Annotated in this window: 17 protein-coding genes and 2 pseudogenes; 14 read left to right on the top strand and 5 right to left on the bottom strand. The window is 68.6% G+C overall.

Annotated features, from left to right (window positions below):
- The first annotated feature begins 281 nt into the window (after positions 1 to 281).
- The 7 genes and pseudogenes from GWI24_RS19720 to GWI24_RS19745 all read left to right on the top strand — a co-directional run bounded on the left by GWI24_RS19720 (position 282) and on the right by GWI24_RS19745 (position 6864).
- The gene (locus GWI24_RS19720) at positions 282 to 1478 is read left to right on the top strand and encodes a helix-turn-helix transcriptional regulator (protein ID WP_210947245.1); all 1197 of its coding nucleotides are present in this window, start codon (positions 282 to 284) and stop codon (positions 1476 to 1478) included.
- Between the two features lie 134 nt (positions 1479 to 1612).
- Entirely contained in the window at positions 1613 to 2521 is a 909-nt protein-coding gene (locus tag GWI24_RS19725; RefSeq protein WP_210947246.1) for a zinc-binding dehydrogenase, read from the top strand.
- 71 nt (positions 2522 to 2592) lie between these two features.
- Positions 2593 to 3510 carry an AraC family transcriptional regulator gene (locus GWI24_RS19730; protein ID WP_210947247.1) on the top strand — a complete coding sequence of 306 codons (918 nt, stop codon included), beginning with the start codon at positions 2593 to 2595 and terminating at the stop codon, positions 3508 to 3510.
- A 571-nt stretch (positions 3511 to 4081) separates the two neighbouring features.
- A complete protein-coding gene (locus tag GWI24_RS19735; protein WP_210947248.1) occupies positions 4082 to 5278 on the top strand; it encodes a helix-turn-helix transcriptional regulator in 1197 nt (398 codons plus the stop codon).
- A 94-nt stretch (positions 5279 to 5372) separates the two neighbouring features.
- A pseudogene (locus GWI24_RS46880) lies at positions 5373 to 5523 on the top strand (IS5/IS1182 family transposase); the annotation flags it as partial.
- A gap of 12 nt (positions 5524 to 5535) precedes the next feature.
- A pseudogene (locus tag GWI24_RS46885) lies at positions 5536 to 5673 on the top strand (IS5/IS1182 family transposase); the annotation flags it as partial.
- A 297-nt stretch (positions 5674 to 5970) separates the two neighbouring features.
- Positions 5971 to 6864 (top strand): endonuclease/exonuclease/phosphatase family protein, encoded by an 894-nt coding sequence (locus tag GWI24_RS19745; RefSeq protein WP_210947249.1) that lies wholly within the window; start codon positions 5971 to 5973, stop codon positions 6862 to 6864.
- A gap of 436 nt (positions 6865 to 7300) precedes the next feature.
- On the opposite strand, the gene GWI24_RS19750 is transcribed toward GWI24_RS19745, so the two are convergent.
- The 5 genes from GWI24_RS19750 to GWI24_RS19770 all read right to left on the bottom strand — a co-directional run bounded on the left by GWI24_RS19750 (position 7301) and on the right by GWI24_RS19770 (position 12322).
- Complete coding sequence (locus tag GWI24_RS19750) at positions 7301 to 7723, bottom strand: hypothetical protein (RefSeq protein WP_210947250.1); 423 nt, start codon at positions 7721 to 7723, stop codon at positions 7301 to 7303.
- Positions 7724 to 8391: 668 nt separating this feature from the next.
- Positions 8392 to 8943: a GNAT family N-acetyltransferase gene (locus GWI24_RS19755; RefSeq protein ID WP_210947251.1), complete on the bottom strand. Its 552-nt coding sequence runs from the start codon at positions 8941 to 8943 to the stop codon at positions 8392 to 8394.
- A complete protein-coding gene (locus GWI24_RS19760) occupies positions 8940 to 9491 on the bottom strand; it encodes a YciI family protein (RefSeq protein WP_210947252.1) in 552 nt (183 codons plus the stop codon). The genes GWI24_RS19755 and GWI24_RS19760 overlap by 4 nt, the downstream gene beginning before the upstream one ends.
- Before the next feature lie 70 nt (positions 9492 to 9561).
- The gene (locus tag GWI24_RS19765) at positions 9562 to 10845 is read right to left on the bottom strand and encodes a sialidase family protein (protein WP_210947253.1); all 1284 of its coding nucleotides are present in this window, start codon (positions 10843 to 10845) and stop codon (positions 9562 to 9564) included.
- Positions 10846 to 10990: 145 nt separating this feature from the next.
- Positions 10991 to 12322, bottom strand: coding sequence for a phosphatase PAP2 family protein (locus GWI24_RS19770; protein WP_374103317.1), 1332 nt, complete (start codon positions 12320 to 12322; stop codon positions 10991 to 10993).
- Between the two features lie 416 nt (positions 12323 to 12738).
- Here GWI24_RS19770 and GWI24_RS19775 point away from each other — a divergent pair, with 416 nt between their 5' ends.
- The 7 genes from GWI24_RS19775 to thrS form a co-directional block, all read left to right on the top strand.
- Positions 12739 to 14157, top strand: coding sequence for an acyltransferase (locus tag GWI24_RS19775; RefSeq protein WP_210947255.1), 1419 nt, complete (start codon positions 12739 to 12741; stop codon positions 14155 to 14157).
- 179 nt (positions 14158 to 14336) lie between these two features.
- Positions 14337 to 15071: a response regulator transcription factor gene (locus GWI24_RS19780; RefSeq protein ID WP_210947256.1), complete on the top strand. Its 735-nt coding sequence runs from the start codon at positions 14337 to 14339 to the stop codon at positions 15069 to 15071.
- Complete coding sequence (locus GWI24_RS19785; RefSeq protein ID WP_210947257.1) at positions 15068 to 15913, top strand: cell wall metabolism sensor histidine kinase WalK; 846 nt, start codon at positions 15068 to 15070, stop codon at positions 15911 to 15913. Before GWI24_RS19780 ends, GWI24_RS19785 begins: the two co-directional genes overlap by 4 nt.
- Before the next feature lie 171 nt (positions 15914 to 16084).
- On the top strand, positions 16085 to 17329 hold the full coding sequence (locus GWI24_RS19790; protein ID WP_210947258.1) for a cytochrome P450: 1245 nt from the start codon (positions 16085 to 16087) through the stop codon (positions 17327 to 17329).
- Between the two features lie 47 nt (positions 17330 to 17376).
- Positions 17377 to 17574 carry a ferredoxin gene (locus GWI24_RS19795; protein ID WP_121825096.1) on the top strand — a complete coding sequence of 66 codons (198 nt, stop codon included), beginning with the start codon at positions 17377 to 17379 and terminating at the stop codon, positions 17572 to 17574.
- On the top strand, positions 17571 to 18761 hold the full coding sequence (locus tag GWI24_RS19800; RefSeq protein ID WP_210947259.1) for an NAD(P)/FAD-dependent oxidoreductase: 1191 nt from the start codon (positions 17571 to 17573) through the stop codon (positions 18759 to 18761). Before GWI24_RS19795 ends, GWI24_RS19800 begins: the two co-directional genes overlap by 4 nt.
- A gap of 144 nt (positions 18762 to 18905) precedes the next feature.
- Positions 18906 to 20171: threonine--tRNA ligase (gene thrS / locus GWI24_RS19805; protein ID WP_281790251.1), on the top strand; the 1266-nt coding region annotated here is incomplete at its 3' end.

The raw sequence follows: 20171 nt of genomic DNA on the forward strand, positions 1-20171 counted from the left end.
TGGTCACGTGCGCCGACGCACATCGGGGGCACGTGCACGGCGGCCACACCGATGTCTCAATCGGCCTCAGGGGATCGGTGGACCTGACCACGCGCGTTGGCCCGTAGGCCTTCCCGCCGTCCCGCGACACGCGCATGGTCATCATCGCGCGGCTCTTCACCCTGTCCGACATGTTGTCACTCCCGTTAGCGGTCCTTACGTACGTCAAGACAACCGGGAATGCGCGGTCGCGGTAGGTGACCGCCTGGTGACTGCGTGGTGACAGCCGTACCCTGGTCACCATGAACAGCGGGGAGTTCAGCCAAAGAGTCCGCGATCTGCTCCGTGACCGGGACATGAGTGTTCGGGCGGTCGCCCGTGACCTGAACTACGACCACGCCTATCTGTCCCGCGTGCTCTCCGGGAAACAGCAGCCGTCGAGGCAACTCATCACGGCGCTGGACGACCTGCTCAAGGCAAACGGGAAGCTCGCCGAAATCGCGGCACGAATAGCACCGCCGACGGTTTCACCGGAAGCTACCGAATCACCGGCCATCACTGATCGGATACTCCAACTCAACGAGGCACGTGGGACCGACTTCGCACAGGCCATCCGGGAGACTTCCCATCGGCTGGTCGTACTGGACAACGAACTCAGCGGAGTATCCATCGCCGAACCCGCAGGCCGCGCCTTCAAGGTCGTACATCGGCGGCTCGGAGTCGGAGACTACGACCCTCGGCATGAGCGCGACATTCAGTCGGCCGCCGCGGAACTCGCCGAAGTCGCCGGCTGGGCTCTTTTTGACGCGGAAATACACGGCGCCGCCCGACGCTTCAACCATGAGGCTCTGTTACTAGCGAATCTCTCGGGGGACCGCTCCATCGCATTGCTGACGCTACAGAACATGGCGATGCACAGTGAATGGTGCGGACGGAACCAGGAGGCGCTGTCCATCGCCCGGTCGGTACTCAACCGTAGACGGCTGTCCCCGCGCGTCGAGGCGATGTTCCGCATCCGTGAAGCGAAGGCACTGGTCGGCACGGGACGTACGTCAGACGCCATCGAGTCGCTTCAACGCGCCCGGTTGCTCATCGAGGACCCTAACGATGTCGGCGAACCGGACTGGGCATGGTGGGTGACCCACAGGGAAATTGACGGCCACTGGGGTCACACACTTCAGATCGCCGGTGACGTAGAGAAAGCCATCGAGCGGCTACTGCAATCCGCACAACCAGGGCGTGGCGTCGCGACCGGCTACGCAGGTATGTCATCCGCACGGCTCGCACAGTGTCTACTGCACGTCAACGCCTGGCGCGACGCGGAAGACATCATCAATTCCCTGGTCACCGCCGCACCCGGAATCTCCTCGGGGCGGACCCTCCGCCTCATCGGTCACGTCGCCAAGCAGCGCGAAAGGCTGAACGGTGCGCCGACAAGCCTTACGGATACGCTTGAGCACCTGGGGGAAAAGCTCGACGAGGACCCCTTCACGCTGTGATACGCGAGTCGTGCTGACACAGATCGTCAACTGGTTGATTCTCACGGGACTGGTCGCTGTCCTGGCCGTGCGTAAGGGTTTTGCGTACCGCGCCGAGTGTTCAGGCGCATCCACGAGAGAAGGAAACACACCCTATGCGCGCCCTTGTGGTCGATCACGGCGAGGCTGGACCCGTCCGGTTCGCCGATGTCGATGAGCCCGTGCCGTCCAGCGACCAGGCGTTGGTCGAGATACGGCACATCGGTCTCAACTTCGGAGAGCTGAATTACGTGCACCAGTGGCCCGTCGGCGCTGTGCACGGTCACGACGCGGCCGGCGTCGTGGTGCGCGCCGCATCCGACGGCTCGGGGCCGCCCGAAGGTACGCGCGTCGCGGTGGGAATGGCTTCCCACGCGTGGGCGGAGCGGGTGGCAGTCAGCCCCGCCTCGCTCGGCACCGTCCCCGAGGGCGTGGACCTGGCCGACGCCGCCGCGCTGGGGATCGCCGGAGTCACCGCATTGCGGGTGCTGCGCAAGCGTTCCCTGCTGGCGCGCAACGTCCTGGTCACCGGCGCCAGCGGGGGCGTGGGGCACTTCGCCGTCCAGCTGGCGGCGCTGGCGGGCGCCCGGGTGACGGCACTCGTCGGTTCGCCGGACCGGGCCGCCGGACTCCGCGAGCTCGGCGCCGACGAGGTCCTGACCGACCTGGCCGAGACCGGGGACCGGTTCGACCTCGTCCTGGACACGGTCGGCGGGCCGCTGGTGGCCCAGGCGTGGAGTTCCCTCGCCGAGGGCGGCACCATCCACCTGGTCGGTTACTCCTCGGGGCAGGACACCACGTTCCCGTCAGGGGCCTTGTTCGGCTTCGGCGAACCCCGCTCCATCGCCACCTACGGCGACATGACGCCGACCAGCGGGGAGCTGACGGACCTGCTGGGCCTCATGGCCGCCGGGAGGCTCTCGGCACCGGTCGGACTGCGAGGCGACTGGAAGGACGTGGACGACGCCGTCCAGGCGCTGTTCGCCCGGAAGGTGCACGGGAAGATCGTTCTTGACGTGGCCTGAAGCTGTGAACGAGGACATATGCGCCGCCGCCCGCCGGTGGGCGGCTGGCGACGGTGGACGAGAATGGACCCATGGATGTGCTGGCGGAGGTCTTGCGTGTTTCGGGTGCGCGTGGGGCGCTCGGGGTCATGCTGAAGGCCGGAGGAACCTGGGGCCTGTGGCTGGACACCTACCCAGGAGCGGCACTGCACATGGTGTCCCGCGGCACGATGTGGCTTCACGTCCCGGGCGAGAAGCCCCTGGAGGTGCGGGCCGGAGACGCCGTCCTGGTGTCGCCGGGCACCGCACACGGGATAGCCGGCGGCGCCAGCGTGACGATGGGTTCCTGCGACCGTGAGGCGGCGGCCCGGGCTTTTGCCGATGGCCGAGCCCTGCGGCTGGGCTCGGCGCCGGTGCAGACAGAAGTGATCGTCCTGCACTACGAGCAGGACCCGGAGGTGAGCACACCGGTGCTCACCTCCCTCACCCGGCCGATGCACGTCACAGCCCGCCAGAACGCGCAGCTCAGAAGGACCGTCGAACTCCTCACGGCGGAACTCGCACAGCCCCAGATCGGCACCACCGCCGCCGTCAACAGCATCGTCGACCTTCTGCTCGTCCAGTTCGTACGCGCCTGGCTGGCCCGCCACCCGGAGGAACAGTCAGGCTCATGGCTGGGCGCGATGCGTGATCCGGTCGTGCGCGACGCCCTGGCATGTGTCCACGCCCGACCGGAACACCCCTGGACCACGGAGACCCTGGCCGCCGCGACGAGCGTCTCCCGGGCGACGCTGTCCAGGCACTTCCGGTCCGCCCTCGGACAGACGCCGGGCGCGTACGTGACGCAGTGGCGCATCGACCTGGCGTCCGTCCGGCTCCGCGATACCGACGAGCCGGTCGAGTCGATATCCAGCGCGGTCGGATACGGCTCTCCGCACGCCTTCAGCCGTGCCTTCCGACGCGCCCGGGGCATGGCCCCGGGCGAGTACCGTTCTCGACTTCGCGCGTGATCGAGCCAGCGCGGCGGCGAGGGCGCGCCCTGGCCAGGGGCCCGCGATCTCGTGGTGCCCCCGTCAGGACGGCCGACGGGTGGTCACATGCGCCGACGCGCATCGGGGGCACTGGCACGGCGGCCACACCGACGTCTCCAGCGGCCTCAGGGGCTCGGTGGACCTGACCACGCGTGTCGGCCCGTAGGTCTTCCCGCTGTCCCGCGACACGCGCATGGTCATCATCGCGCGGCCCTTCATCGGGTCTTCTCGCTGTGAAGCGGTCCCTCGTGGTGCCACTGGAGTTCAACGAGACAGGCGGTCGCCCACTTTTGATCGACGTTGCGCCTCGCTTCGGCTTGCTGTCGTAACAGCGCCCCACACACATCGCAGTCGTCGTTGGGCGGAGTGTTCGAGGGTGGGGTGGCTGGGCTAGTGTCCGACACGTTGTCGCTCCCGTTAGCGATGGCCACGCCCCCGGGCCGGTCGCACGGTCGCGGGGGTCCTTACGTACGTCAAGACAACCGTGAATGCGCGGTCGCGGTTGGTGACCGCCTGGTGACTGCGTGGTGACAGCCGTACCCTGGTCACCATGAACAGCGGGGAGTTCAGCCAAAGAGTCCGCGACCTGCTCCGTGACCGGGACATGAGTGTTCGGGCGGTCGCCCGCCACCTGAACTACGACCACGCCTATCTGTCCCGCGTACTCTCCGGGAAACAGCAGCCGTCGAGGCAACTCGTCACGGCGTTGGACCACCTGCTCAAGGCGAACGGGGAACTCGCCGAAATCGCGGCACGAGTAGCACCGCCAACGGTTTCGCCCGAAGCTACCGAATCACCGGCCATCACTGATCGGACACTCAGACTCAACGAGGCACGTGGAGCTGACTTCGCAGCCGCCATCCGGGAGACTTCCCATCGGCTGGTCGTCCTGGACAACGAACTCAGCGGAGTATCCATCGCCGAGCCCGCAGGCCGCGCCTTCAAGGTCGTGCATCGACGGCTCGGAGTCGGAGACTACGATCCCCGGTACGAGCGCGATATTCAGTCGGCCGCCGCAGAACTCGCCGAAGTCGCCGGCTGGGCTCTTTGGGACGCGGAAAGAGATGACGCCGCCCAACACTTCAACCATGAGGCGCTGTTGCTCGCGAATCTCTCGGGGGATCGCACCATCGAATTGCTGACGCTACAGAACATGGCGATGCAGAGTGAATGGCGCGGACGGAACCAAGAGGCGCTGTCCATCGCCCGGTCGGTACTCAACCGTAGACGGCTGTCCCCGCGCGTCGAGGCGATGTTCCGCATCCGTGAAGCGAAGGGACTGGTCGGCACGGGACGTACGTCGGATGCCATCGAGTCGCTTCAACGCGCCCGGTCGCTCGTCGAGGACGGTAACGACGTCGGCGAACCGGACTGGGCATGGTGGGTGACTCACGGGGAAATTGACCGCCAGTGGGGTCACACACTTCAGATCGCCGGTGACGTAGAGAAAGCCATCGAGCTACTACTGCAATCCGTACAACCGGGACGTGACGTCACGACTGGCTATTCAAGCGAGCGAGTCGCACGGCTCGCACAATGCCTACTGGACGTCAATGCCTGGCGCGACGCGGAAGACGTAGCCAAATCCTTGGCCACCGCCGCACCCGGAATCTCCTCGGGACGGACCCTCCGCCTCATCGGTCACGTCGCCAAACAGCACGAAAGGCTGGCCGGTGCACCGACAAGCCTTACGGATACGCTTGAGCACCTGGCAGAAAAGCTCGATGAGGACCCATTCACGTTGTGATACGTGAACGGCGCCCTGTGGGCACGATCGTGTTCGTAGCCACGTCGGGCTGTACCTGGCAGCAGCCGCCCTCGGCGTCGTTCGGGCCGTCGGGAGGTGTCTGCCCCTGTCCGTCGACATCTTCGGGGCGAACCTGCATGACAGTCAGGCCCTCATCCCGCCAGTGAAGCGGCATAGTGACGATCCGCTCCCGACGCGGACCACGACGGCACAGGCCGGGCAAACTCCACGGCGACAAGGACTACCACCACCCTCAACGGCTCGGTCGACACCGCTGGACCATCGAAGACACCATGACATGGCTCGCCGGATGCCGGCGCTTGCACCGCCGCTACGAGCGCAAAGCCGGCCACTTCCTGGCCTTCTCACCAGCATCGCCTCCCCTGAAGGCTCATACCGCAGCCCTACCCGCCAGCGCCCGGCGAACCCATTGCAAGCCCGACATCACCCCTCACGTCGCAGACCTGTCTCCTTCGGGTACTGGGGGACTCATCCGTGGCAGATCGGAGGGTGCCACCAGGCGATTCCAGGTTTATCCAAGGTTTGAGCAAGCTCCACTGAGCATGGTGTTGCTGCGGCGGCCCTCCGGGCAACTACAGAACCGAGCAACTGGGCCGCTCCACGAAGTGACCAAAAATCAAGAGGGTGGCTCATCGGCAGATGACGCGGCCCCGAGGTCCACAACAGGGGGAATGATGAGCAGCACAACCCGCGGCGCGGGCAGGCTCGCCGCCAAAGCTGGAATAGCCGCATCATTGGCAATCGTGGGACTGATCACGCCCGCATACGCAAATCCGGCCGCCGAGGCATCCACACAGGCCAAGCCCACCGTCGACTTGCCCGCGACAGTGTTCCCGAACCGGGTCATGTCCTGGAACTCCAACGGGCAAAAGCTCAGCACACCACAAGACATCGTCGACCACATCAAGAGGTTCCGGCCACAGCTGGTTCTCCTGCAGGAATCCTGCAGGACCGAGGTACGCAAGGCCGTGAAGTTCCTAAACCAGATCGGGTTCGAGTATGAGTTCAAGCTCGGACCGGGCACCGTCAACCTCGGCTGCGATGGCTGGAGCGAGAACGGCCAGGCCATCGTGTATGCCAAGGGCACCCCGATACAGAACTACCGAGAGCGGCGATACAGCGTCGACGAGGGCCCGTGGGAAGCCCGCGCCTACACGATGTTCACCACACGCCTCGCAGGCCGACAGGTCCGGGTGTTCAACACCCAGCTCAGCTGGGGCCCACACCACGAGGAGCGAGGCCAGCAGGCCAAGGAACTCGCGAACGCCACACGGCGTTACGGCCCGGCGTTGGTCGCCGGCGACCTCAACGCCGAACCGTCGAACAAGGAGATGAAGCCGCTCTGGCAGGCGGGGTTCACAGATGTCGACCCGTTCTGCCGAGAAGTCAAGGACAACCGCTGCAACCCGACACAGGTCAATTCACGCAAGAAGTTCGACTACATCCTCCACCGAGGCGTGAGTTCCCGGAACTGCATCCTGCGAACCGTGAATGAGGACCACCGAGTCGTGATCAGCGACATCACCACGGCCCAGGGCCCTCAGGTCCCCTGCTCCACAAGCTGAACGCCCGACATCGCCGCAGACACGGACCACTGAACGGCAGGGCGGGCGGGGAAACCCGTCGGCCCCGCCGCAACCCGGTCAGGCAAAGCCCCCGACCGCTGGCCACGCCGCCGCAGCTACGCGGCCAGGGCCTTGTCCGGCGGGAACTGGTTCGGGCAGTGCCTGCAATACAGCAGTTGCGAGAGCAATCTTCAGAACTCGGGCAGGTGGACCACCTGATCCGACTTCTCGCACCTTGGGCACGCATACGCCATGCCAGTCGCCCTCTGGCCAGAAAACAAGGGAACGGATTGGCCGCAGAAGCCCCAGACGGAAGAGCATGAACCGGACTGGTTGGCGGAAATGGAGAGGCCAGCAGGCACGAACTCGGCGAGCCAGCCCCACAGGACGGCCGGGTGGACGGCACATCCACCCGGCCGTTTGCTATTGCCTAGGACTAGTCCTCAGTCGGCTGGACAGCGTCCCTCTGCACCTCGGCCAGTTGCCGGGCCTGCGCCCGCATCTTTTCCAGGTGCGCGGCGGCCTGGTCGATGAACGCCAGCGCCGCTGCGGGCGCCAGAGCAGCGACGTCACCAAAGCCCGTCGCGTCGAAGCCAAGATACGGGAGGCCCTTTTCCTCGTCCTTCACGAACGGCCACTCTCGAATGGAGCTGATCAGCACCGCCGAAACGCCGCTGAACTCGGGCGCGGGCAGGGCGATCTCCTCGCCCTCATGGGAGAGATCTTCCAGAAACGCCAGATCCTCCCGTGAGTGATCCCGCACGCACCACAGCGGGCACTCGACCGCGATCCGTTGACCGCGACACATTGCGGCGACCAGGCGCGGCGCGGGGGGAGAAGCGGGGGCGATGGCGGGCACAGCTGCCCGCTGGGGATGAGCATCGTGCAGTAAGCTCATAATTGAGCTCCAATCTTCGAGGGTTGAGCTACTGATTAGCGAGTCATCACCTCGCTGGTTGCACCGGCCGGGCGGGTTGCTGACCGCCCGGCCTTTCGCTTGTCTGGACCGTAATGGGCCGACGGCAATGAGACACAACGTATGCATCGAAAATCGGCGACGCATATAACTTGACGCCACACTCGTTAGGGGTTCTCACGCTTGAGATTCTCACGTCTCCGCAGGTCTCTAGGCTGGGCACTCCCCTGATGGCATATGCCAAGCGCTGGACAGGGGCCTTCGAGGCGCGGACAGGGCGACGCCATATGATGGCCGAAAGTGTGCGGCATGGGCTCATTCGGGGAAGCCGAACCACCACAACCAGTCGCGCGGCAAACGGCGCCGCGTCAACGGCCGCCCCCAGACCGAGACGACGTTCTGGAAAGCTCCTTCGCGTCGCGTCCGGTCGAGAGCTCCTCCCAAGAGGGCTTCTCCCTCGTCCAGCCCAGTAGTGGGGCCGTGGTGGCCATGGTCATGGTGCGGTAGACGGCCGGTTCTTCCACTGCTCCCGGCAGGCCGCGCAAACAAGGCTGCCCCCGGCCCCTTGGAACCAGCGCCAGCTCCTGGCCGGGGCCAGGGGCTGGGACCGCTCAACCGGACCCCGTGACCGGGGACCACACGCCGAACCACTGCTCGGCGCCGTACTCCTCGAACCGCTCCACCTCGGTGAACCCCAGCTTCGCCGCGAGGCGCATCGAGCGGTCGTTGGCGGTCTGGGTGCAGAGCACCACCGGCTCGCCGGGAAGCGCGTCGGCGAACCAGCCGAGCGCCGCCGCGCAGGCCTCGACGGCGTACCCGCGTCCCCACGCCTCCGGCAGGAACAGGTAGCCGAGCTCGGCCTCCCCGGCATCCACACGGACGTGACCCGGACGCTCCTCGTCGCGCCGGTCGAGCGTGATCGTGCCGATCATCGCGCCGTCCAGATCGATCACGAAAAGACCAGGGCGCCGCCCGGGCACCTCAGGCACCGCGCGTTCGAGCTCAGCACGCGATCGAGGGCCACCGAGGTAGGTACGCACCTCCGGCGATGCGAACAACTCGATGAACGCCGCACGGTCCCGGGCCTCGGACTCGCGGAGCACGAGCCGCTCGGTCCTTATCGGTGCGGGTGGCCAGGCGACGGGTCCGAGTGCGCGGGTCATGACGGCCGCCCGCCGAACTGCCAGCGGTGAACCTCGATGTCCGCGTACCGGTCCGGGGTCAGGACGGCGCGAGCCGTCTCCGGGTCGGGCGCTCGGACCAGTGCCGCCGTACCCAGCCACGTGCTTTCGTCGTCGGACAGCAGCGGCCCGTAGGCGATCAGCTCGTCCTGGTCGGCGGGCAGGGCGACGTCGGTGGCCTCGCCCGAGCCCAGGCCGAGCACCAGGAATCGGTTGCCTCCGGTCCGGCCCCCGGGGAATTCCCACATCGTGCGCCCCAGCACATTGCGCCACCGCCGCAACAGTACGTCCCGGTACACACCGGCCTGGTAGCCCGGCTCGTCGAAGGCGAAGGAGCGGGCGGCGGCCGGGTCGGGCAGGTCGACGATATGGACGCTGCCGGTCGGCCCCCCGTCGGCGTCGGAGAGGGTCGGCCCTCGGGCGATCATCTCCGACGCGTACCGATCCATGTAGGACCAGTGCTGTTCGACCAGTTCTTGGCGCAGAACCAGGGAGCCGGGCCGATCGCGGTGGTAGCAGAAGAACTCCATGCCCGGCAGTCTTTCGACCCATGGGCACCCGGTACAGCGGATATCGGCGGGAGCCGGTCAGCGGGCCGGGTCATATGCCGTCGGTGGCGTGGTACGGACGGCACACTCCCCCGTCGTAGTCGGTCGCGATCTCCAGTACCTCGCGGCCGTCGGCCGAGGGCAGCAGGCTGGAGCTGTAGTTGGGGCAGGAGTCGAGCTTGTCGGACTTCACGGGGACGGGGGCCGGGATCTCGCGCCAGGCGCCCTCGCCGCCCTTGCTGTTGGTCCAGATGGTGCGCCCGCTGCCCTCGGCCCGGCTGCCGTCCGCGTTGAACATCGCCTGCCCGACCAGCAGCAGCTTGCCCTGTGGGTTCCCCGCCTCCGGCGCCCAGGCCAGGGTCGGTGCGTGCTTGAAGTACTTGCCGTCCGCCGTCTGGGGGCGGATGCCGAGGTTGGCAGGGTCGCCCCAGTCCCATCCGTCGGATGAGGTGCGGTAGTGCACGACGCAGGCGAACTTGGGGTCCTCGGAGCAGATCTCGTACGTCATGACGTAGGTGCCGTTCGGCAGCTTCCGTACGACCGCCATCCCGGGGCGGTCGGAGACCGGGGCACTGGCGACGGTGTCATGGAGCCCGCTCCACGAGACGCCGTCCCGCGAGCGTACGGCGACGAGCTTCTGGCTGTGCCGCGGATCGGTCTCGTCGGAGTAGTGGCAGACCAGGTTGCCCTCCGCGTCGATGGAGAACTCCGGCTCCCACAGCCCCTTGCTGGTGTCCGTCGCGGCGGCGACCGTGGAGAGGTAGCTCCAATGGCGTCCCACGTCGGTGCTCTTGAAGACCCGTATCGACATCCGGGGGGCGGGCTTCTCGTCCTGGCCGAAGGAGGCCGCCCACAGCAGCGTGCCCGCCGGCATGTCGCCGACCTGTCGCGGCAGCTCGTAGAGGGTCGCGCAGCACAGCCCCCGGCCGTCGGCGGACTTGGGGTCGGCGATGGTGCCCACCTGGCTGAAGCTCGCTCCGCCGTCGGTGCTCTCCTGGACGGCGCCGATGCCGTTGCCGCCGTCGTGGACGACGGTCGAGGCGAGCACGCGTCCGTTGTCCTTCCCGCTGTGCTCCAGGCGGATCGCGCGCGGGTAGAGGGCGCCGCCGTCGCGCAGCGGGGTCGGGGCCGTCTTCCGCAACGCCTCCGCGGCGTCGCCCGCCCCGCTCTTCGCGGAGGCGTCGGAGGAACCGGAGGCCTGGGAGCCGGAGGCGGTGGAGGACCCGGCTTTGGTGTCGCCGTTGCCCTGGCAGGCGGTCAGCCCGAACGCGGCGACGGCGGCCACCGCTGCGGCGGCGACCTTACGAGCGTGGTGATGTCCGGTGCGGCGTGACATGAGACTCCCCCCTGTGTCGCGGGTGGCCCCCGTCCCTGTCCTTCGGGGGCCCGTGGCACCAAGGCTGTCCGCCGCCGCTGATGATCCTCTGCCGATCGGCTAACGCGTCGCTAACGCCTCATGGCCGCCTTACGGTCAACACGGCTCACACCATTTCGGGCCGCGGTTCCGGCTGCAGCGCCGGTGCGACCTTCGGCTCCCACAGCCTGGTGGTCCGTACATAGCCGTGGATCACCGAGCCCATCGCCAGCAGGAGAAGGGGGCCGAACACCCATGGATGTCCGGCCATCTCCACCGGCAGATAGCGATAGGCCACCAGGAGTGCGGCGAAGACCGCCGCGCCGTGGGCGACCAGTTGGGTCCCCGACCGGTCCCAGCCACGTGCGAGCGAGCGCAGCGCCGCCTCGATGGTGAGCGCGAACACCACGCCCGCGACGAGATCCACGCCGTAGTGGTAGCCGAATCCCAGCGTCGCGCCGAGCGTGGCGACCAGCCAGAACGTTCCCGCGAACCGCAGGATCCGCGGGCCCTGGCGGGAATGGATGAAGATCGCGGTGGCCCACGCCGTGTGCAGGCTGGGCATGCAGTTGCGTGGCGTGATCTCGTCGAAGGGCATCGGGTGCGGGGCGCTGATGGGCGGCGGCGTATGCGGCCACAGGTTGGCCAGCGCCCAGTGCTCGCCGCCGGTACCGAAGGCCCCGGCGCCGTAGGCGAAGATCGGTCCGACCACCGGGAAGATCATGTAGACGGCCGGACCGAGGAGGCCGATGGCGAGGAAGGTGCGCACCAGATGGTGGCGCGGGAACCGGCGCTCGACCGCCACGTTGCGCAGTTGGTAGATCGAGACGACGACCGCGGCCACCGGAAGCTGAATGTAGACGTAGTCGAGAACATGGGCGCCGATCGGGCCCATGGCCTCGACAATCCGGCCTGCCAGCCACGACGGGTTGCCCAGCGCGTGATCGGCGGTCGCCAGGTACGGGTCGAGCACCGTCGGGCGGGTCTTCGCCGTGATGAGCAGCCAGGTGTCGCCGGTCTTACGGCCGGCCACCAGCAGCAGCCCCAGTCCCACGCCCTTCAGCAGCAGGGCGCGCTCCCGGCCGGTGCGGCGCGTGACCGCGATAGCCACACAGCCCAGCATCACCCACAACGCGCCGTTGCCGAAGGGGTGCCCTTCGGTCACCTTCGCGTCGGCCACCCACCGCACCAGGAAGATGACGATGTCGATGCCGATCGCGGCACCGGCCGCGATGAGCCGCTCGCGCCAGGTGAGCACCACCATCATCAAGCCCATACCGGCGTACAGCAGGAAGCCCGATTTGGGGGCAAATATAACCTCTTGCGCCTGACTGGTCATCGGCCCCGGCAGGCCGTAACGTCGGGCGGCGATCTCCAGCGCGACGAGGAACCCGAGGACCGCCACACCAGCCGTGGCCCACAGCACCGCCCGCGGTCGGCGCCACGCGGCGAACGATATTCTGCTGTTTAGGCGCGAAAACACCCGCGATGCTGTAGGTATCAATTGTTTGGCCGATTTGCTAGATGTGGGTTGTAAGTCACTCTTCGCACCGGATAGCACGGTTTTCCGGTGAAGGGCGGGCGATGGGGGCGCTCGTCGTGAGTTCGGATCATGCTATCCGAGCGGCGCGGGTGGGTGACATCGCGGCGCCGTATCCCCCCAGTCGGGCCTCGTAACCCCGGCGGGCCGCAGGGCCCGAGCCAACCGCGGGACCCCCTCGGGGTCGGCGGGCACCTCCGTGAGCCGACCTCGCTCGCCCATTTTTCAAAATTGCCTGAAACAAGTTCTAGTCAATGAGGTGGCGTTCGACCCGGGGGTAGGGTCCATATACCGACCCAGAAACACATTCGGACAGAACGAAAGAACGTGCGCAAATGATGGCATCCCCCACTGCCACCGAGAGCGAAACCAAGCGATCGATTACCGTACGCGCCGGAGAGGCGAGCGGTGACCGCATACGTTTGAGCGTCTACGACATGCTCATCGGGCTGGTCTACACCCCACGTACCTTTTTCTATCGCGAGACGCTCGACGGCGAAGCGCTTCGCGCCTCCCTCAGTAGAACACTGCTCAACTTCCCGATGATTTCAGGGCGCATGAAGAAGGGTCCCGACGGCCGCCTCAGCGTGCTCTGCGACGACGCCGGTGTGCGCTTCATCGAGACACACGCAACCGAGTCCATGCCGGATCACGGACCTCACCACACGGCGAAAAAGGGCATCAATCGCTATCTGAGTCAGGTCAACCCGCTCCAGGTGGTCGACGCCGACACACCGCTTTTCACGGTGAAGCTCACCCATATGAAAGGCGGCGGCTCCGTTCTGGGTGTCAACATGAATCACGCCGTGGCTGACGGATCCGCCTATATGCGGTTCATGGAGAGCTGGTCGAAGGAGCATCGGGGGCTCGAGTACCCCGCACCCGGCCACGACCGCAGCATCATCGACGCCCTCGCGGCGCCGGTCGCGGATGCCGCCCGGCCGGGCAACGACCACTTCACGGTCACCAAGCGCGGCCGGAAGTCCGCCTATGTAGCCCGCATCCTGCTGAGCAGCATCGCCAAGGTGACGACGATGGTGACCACCCGCTTCACCGCCGCCGAACTGGCCACCATGAAGGACGCCGCGATGGCCGACCTCGCGGGCACAGGGCGATGGGTATCGACCAATGACGCGCTGACCGCGCACCTCTGGAAAGTCCTCGGCGCATTGCGAGACCGCCCCGACACGAGCGAGGAAAAGCTGGGCCTCCTCGCCGACTTCCGTGCTTTCGGCGGCGGGGCCGTACCGGACGGCTACTGGGGCAACACCGTCACCAACACCCGGCCCGGGATGCCGGCAGCCGAACTGCGCTCCCGCCCTCTCGGCGAGGTCGCCACGGCGGTCCGCGCGGGCTATGCCGAGAACACTGAGGAGAAAATCCGCCAGGAAACGGCGTTCCTCTGTGCCGAATACGAGGCGGGACGCCTCAAGCGCATCCTGCCCACCATGACGCTCGACAAGTTCGAGAACACCATCGTGATCAACAACTGGTCGAAGCTCCCCTTCTACAGCCTCGACTACGGAGCGGGCACGCCCTTCTGGTACGACGTCCCGGCGCTTCCCACTCCCTGGACCGTGCTCATCGCGCCGACTCCGGCGGATGCGGCCGGTGGCCGCGATGTGCACATGGCAGTGCCCCGTGCACTGGTCCGGACCCTTCAGGAAAAGTCCTGGACCGACCGGTTCCACTGTTACGCGGATTCCGGCGAAGCCTCCGCGCTGACTTTCGGATCGCCCAAAGCCGGAGGGTGAGGAAACCGGAAGGTGAAGAAGCCGGAAGGTGCGGAAACCGGAAGACCGTGAGCCGTGGGGCCGGCGCCCCCACGGCCCGCATGAGCCCGGCCCTGTCCCCCTGTCCCCCTGTCCGGATCTCATCGGTCGCGGTCAAGGCCCCCGTGCCCCGGAACCGTCGGTTCACGTAGTGTCATGGCGTGTACGGGAGTGTCAGCGAGAAACCAGCGCCGGCCCGTGGCAACGGGCAGCGCATCCTGGTCGTCGACGATGAATCGAGAATCGCCGAACTGCTCTCGACCACCCTCGAGCTGGCCGGTTACCGGGTCGGCACCGCGGCCACCGGCGGGGAGGCGCTCGACCGGGTCGGGCGGGACCGGCCCGACCTGGTGATCCTCGATGTGATGCTGCCCGATCTGGACGGCTTCACGGTGTGCCGGCGCCTGGTCGCGGCCGACGAGAACCATCCGCCGGTGCTCTTCCTCACCGCCCGCGACTCGCTCGACTCGCTGGTCACCGGCCTCGGCATCGGCGGCAACGACTACGTCACCAAGCCGTTCCGGATCGCCGAGGTGCTGGCCCGGGTGCAGGCCCTGCTGCGCACCCGCGACCGGCGGCGGGAGGAGCCGTCGCCGACTTACGCGGATCTGGTGCTGGACGAGACGACCCGTCAGGCGCGGCGCGGGCGGCGGGCGCTGGAGCTGACCCCGGCGGAGTTCCGGCTGCTGCGCTATCTGCTGGTCAACGCGGGGCAGGTGCTCTCCAAGGAGCAGATCGGCGAGCATCTGTGGGTGGCGGACCACCGGCGCTACGGGGACAACGCCATCGAGAAGCTGGTCTCCCGCCTCCGTCACAAGGTCGACGAGGCCGGGCCCGCCCTGATCCACACCCGCCGTGGCTTCGGCTACTGGCTCGGCGGACTCGCCTCCGGATGAGCACGCACGAGCGCCACGGGCACGAGTGCTGCGGGGATGAGTGCTGCGGGCACGAGCGCTGCGGGGACGAGCTCTGTGGAAACGGCCCATCCCACGGCGAGGCCCGCGGCGAGGAGACTTACGAGCGCCAGCAGCGGCTGGAGGTCCTGCTGCACGAGCTGCGCACCTCCCTCACCACCATCCGCGGCTGGGCCGAACTCCCGCTCCAGGGGCTCAGCGACGACCCCGAGCTGATGGTGCGCGCCCTGCGCCGTATCCAGGACGAGGCCGACCATATGCACCAGGCGGTCCAGCAGGTGTTCCCCCGCGCGGACGCCTCCTGGGTACGGCCGCTGGAGACGGAGCCGGTTGATCTGCGGGACGTGGCCGACGAGGCGGTGGCGGATCTCGGGCTGCTCGACCCCGAACGCCCCATCGCCCGCGAGGACTCCGGCCGGGCGACCGTCGTCGCCGACAACCGCATGCTGCGGCACGCCGTCCGCAACCTGCTGGACAACGCGCTGCGCCACACCCCCGCCGGGTCCCCGGTGACCGTGGCGGTACGCGGCCCGGTGGCCGGGGACGGTGTCGGGGCCGGGACCGGGACCGGGACCGGCGGAATGCCGCACGTCGAGCTCTCGGTCAGCGACCAGGGGCCGGGCATGGGCCCGCAGGACATCGCCCGGCTCACCTCCCCGCGCGACGAGGACGGCCGGATCGAGCTGGGCGGCGGCATCGGCCTCACCATCGTGCGGCGGGTGGTCGAGCGACACGGCGGGGAGGTGAGCGTCAGCAGCGCACCGGGCCGCGGCACCACGGTCACCGTGGCCTTCCCCACTGTCAGCGTTTCGTCAGGAAACTGACCGGGGGGAGTCAGGTCGAGCGGGTTCGCTGGTCATCACGTCCCCGGTACGCGAAGGTTCGCGTCCCCCGTAACGCGAAGGTTCGCGTCCCCCGTAACGCCAAGACACCCGTCCCCACCAACCCGAAGGTTCACGCTCCGCTCCCATCGGAACCCCCACCCGAGGAGAGACATGACCGAGACGCTGGCAGAGACCGCGCCCGAGACGGAAGAGCCGCTTCCGGAGTTTCCGATGCCGCGGGCGGCCGGCTGCCCCTTCGCCCCTCCCCCGGCCGCACGGGCGTTGCACACCGAACGGCCGGTGGCGCGCGTACGGCTGTGGGACGGCAGCGCCCCCTGGCTGGTGACCCGGTACGCGGACCAGCGCGCCCTGCTCGCCGACCCGCGGGTCAGCGCCGAGGCCACGCTGCCCGGGTATCCGCACGCGAGCGCCGGTTTCCGCGAGAACGCCGGGCGGCGGCGGTCCTTCGTCGCCATGGACGACCCCGAGCACGCCCGGATCCGGCGGATGGTCACCGGACCGTTCGCCATCAAGCGGATCGAGGCGCTGCGGCCCGAGATCCAGAAGATCACCGACGAGCTGATCGACACCATGCTGGCCGGGCCGACCCCGGTGGACCTGGTGCGCGCGCTGGCGCTGCCGCTGCCGTCGCTGGTGATCTGCCGACTGCTCGGGGTGCCGTACGAGGACCACGACTTCTTCCAGCGGAACAGCTCGCTCCTGATCAACCGGCACTCCTCGGTCGAGGAGGTGGTCAGCGCCAACGAGGCGCTGACCGACTATCTGGACGGGCTGGTCGCCGCCAAACTCGCCGACCCGGCCGACGACATGCTCTCCGAGCTGGCCGGGCGGGTCAGGGCCGGTGAGCTGACCCGGCGCGAGGCCGCCACCATGGGCGTACTGCTGCTGGTCGCGGGCCATGAGACCACCGCCAACATGATCGCCCTCGGCACCGTGGCCCTGCTGGAGAACCCCGACCAGCTCGCCGTCCTGCGGGAGACCGAGGACCCGAAGGTGATCGCCCGGGCCGTCGAGGAGCTGCTGCGCTATCTGACGATCGTGCACAACGGCCGTCGCCGGGTCGCGCTCGAGGACATCGAGATCGGCGGCGAGACCATCCGCGCCGGGGAGGGGATCATCGTCTACACCGGCACCGGCAACTGGGACGCGGAGGTCTTCGCCGAGCCCGACCGGCTGGACATCGGCCGCGACGCCCGCCGCCACATTGCGTTCGGCTTCGGCGTCCACCAGTGCCTGGGCCAGCCGCTGGCCCGGATGGAGCTCCAGGTGGTCTACGGCACGCTCTACCGCCGTATCCCCACCCTGCGGCTGGCCACCGGAATCGACCAACTACCGTTCAAAGAGGACGGTTTGGTCTACGGCGTCTACGAGCTGCCCGTCACCTGGACGTCATGAGCGGCGAAGGCGAGGGCGACGGCAGCGGCGAAGGCAAGGGAGTCACCATGCGTGTGGAAGTCGATGTGCCCAAGTGTGTGGCGTCGGGGCAGTGCGTGATGATCGCACCCGATGTGTTCGACCAGCGGGAGGAGGACGGCATCGTGGTCCTGCTGGACGAACAGCCCGCGCCCGAACTCCACGCCGATGTACGGGAGTCCGCGGTGGTCTGCCCGGCGGCGGCGATACGGGTGGTCGAGAAGTGAAGCACGTGGTGGTGGTCGGTGGCTCCGCCGCCGGTCTGGCGGCGGCGGAGACGCTGCGCCGGGAGGGCTACGAGGGCACGCTCACGCTCATCGGCGATGAGCCGTACCACCCGTACGACCGGCCACCGCTGTCCAAGCAGATCCTCGGCGGCCAGTGGGAGCCCGACCGGGTGCCGCTGCGCGCCCCCGCCGATCTGGACGCGCTCGGCCTCGAACTGCGCCTCGGCGTCGCCGCGACCGGGCTCGACCTCGCGGGCCGCACGGTCGCGCTGGCCGATGGGGCGCGGGTGCCGTACGACGGCCTGGTCATCGCCACCGGCGTCCGCCCGCGCCGGCTGCCCGGCGACGGCGGGGAGCGGGCGCATGTGCTGCGCACCCTGGATGACGCCCTGGCCCTGCGGGACCGGCTGGGCCCGGGGCGGCGGCTGGCGGTGGTCGGCGCCGGGTTCCTCGGCGCCGAGGCGGCCGCCGTCGCCCGGGGGCTGGGCGCGGAGGTCACGCTGCTGGAACCGGCGCCGGTGCCGCTGGCCCCGGCGGTCGGCGAGCGGGTCGGCCGGATGCTCGCCCAGGCCCACCACGACCACGGCGTGGATCTGCGCACCGGGGTGGCGGTGGCCGAGGTGGCCGACGGCGGGGTGCGGCTGACGGACGGCACGCTCGTCGAGGCCGACGAGGTGCTGGTCGCGATCGGCTCGGTGCCCAACACCGGCTGGCTGGAGGGCAGTGGGCTCACCCTGGGCGACGGCCTGGAGTGCGATGAGTACAGCGCCGCCGCGCCGGGTGTGTACGGCGCGGGGGATGTGGCCCGCTGGCACAATCCGCTGTTCGGCACGGCGATGCGGATCGAGCACCGGACCAACGCCACCGAGCAGGGCATGGCCGTGGCCCGCAACCTCCTCCGCCCGGACGAGCGGCGGCCGTTCGCCCCGGTGCCGTACTTCTGGTCCGACCAGTACGACTTCCGGATCCAGGCGCACGGGTATCTGCGCGGCCATGAGGAGGTCGCGGTGGTGGAGGGCGAGCCGGCGGAGCGGAAGTTCCTGGCCGTCTACCGCGCCGGGGACCGGGTGGCCGGTGTGCTGGCCGTCGGGATGCCGCCGAAGGCGGTGCGTACGTGGCGGCAGGCGGTCGCGACGCGGGCCGCGTGGCGGGACGCGGTGGGGGAGCTGCTGCCGGATGGGGCGTAGCGGGTAGGCCGTCTCCCGGCATGGCCCGCGCCCGGAAAATCGCCGGGCGGGCCGCGCCGGGCCTTGCTACGGTGAGCGGCATGAAGCGCGCTGCGATGACGACGACGCCGGAGAGTGTCCCGGCGCGCTGATCGATGTTCTGATCTGAAGCCCCGGGGCGAGTGCCCCGGGGCTTCGCCGTGCGGTCACTCGCCTCACCTTGACAAGGAGACCGCGATGTCCGACCACCGCAAGCTGGGCCGTGAACTGGGCCTGTTCGACACCGACCCGCTGATCGGCGCGGGCCTGCCGTACTGGCTGCCCGACGGCGCGACCGTACGGCACGCCCTGGAGGAGTACATCCGCGCCGCCGAGCGGCGGGCGGGCTACCGGCATGTGTACTCGCCGGTGCTCGGCAAACGGGAGCTGTACGAGCTGTCGGGGCACTGGCAGCACTACAGCGACGACATGTTCCCCCCGATGGATCTGGGCGCGGAGCAGGTCGTACTGCGCCCGAGCCTGTGCCCCCACCACGCGGTCATCTACCGCTCCCGCGGCCACAGCTACCGCGAACTGCCGCTGCGCGTGGCCGAGTTGGGCGGGATGTACCGCTCGGAACTGTCCGGGGTGCTCGGCGGGCTGACCCGGGTCCGGGCCATCCAGCTCAACGACGCCCATATCTTCTGCACCCTGGACCAGGTCGCCGACGAGGCGGGGGCGGCCCTGGAGATGATCCGCCGGGCGTACGAGGCACTCGGCATCACCCCGGCCCGCTATCGGCTCTCCCTCCCCGGCCCCGGCGGCAAGTACGTCGCCGCGCCCGAGCTGTGGCGCCGTTCGACCGCCCTGCTGACCGACGTCCTGGACCGCTCCGGGCTGCCGTACGAGGCGGTGGAGGGCGAGGCCGCGTTCTACGGCCCCAAGATCGATGTACAGGTCGCCGACGGCGCCGGCCGCGAGTCCACCCTGTCCACCGTCCAGGTCGACTTCCACCAGCCCGAGCGGTTCGATCTGCACTACATCGGCCCGGACGGCGCCCGGCACCGCCCGGTCATGGTCCACCGCAGCATCATCGGGAGTGTGGAGCGGGCCGTGGCCCATCTCATCGAGCAGCACGGCGGGGCCTTCCCCGCCTGGCTGGCCCCCACTCAGCTGGTGGTCCTGCCGATCTCCGAGGCCGAGCTGGCGCGGGCCGAGGAGCTCGTCCGGCGGTGCGATGAGCTCGGCCTGCGCGCGGAGCTCGCCGGACCGGACCGCGGCACCCTGGGCGCCCGCATCCGGGAGGCCCGCCTCGTCCCGTACCAGGCCGTCGTGGGCGCCCGGGAGGCCGCCGACGGCCGGGTGGCCCTGCGACTGCGGGACGGCCGCCGACTGGATCCGCGACCGGTCGGTGAGGTGCTGGCCCGGATCGACGCGCTGGTGAAGTCGCAC

The sequence above is a fragment of the Streptomyces sp. MK37H genome (assembly GCF_018035285.1).
In the GTDB taxonomy this organism is placed as follows: Bacteria; Actinomycetota; Actinomycetes; order Streptomycetales; family Streptomycetaceae; genus Streptomyces; species Streptomyces endocoffeicus.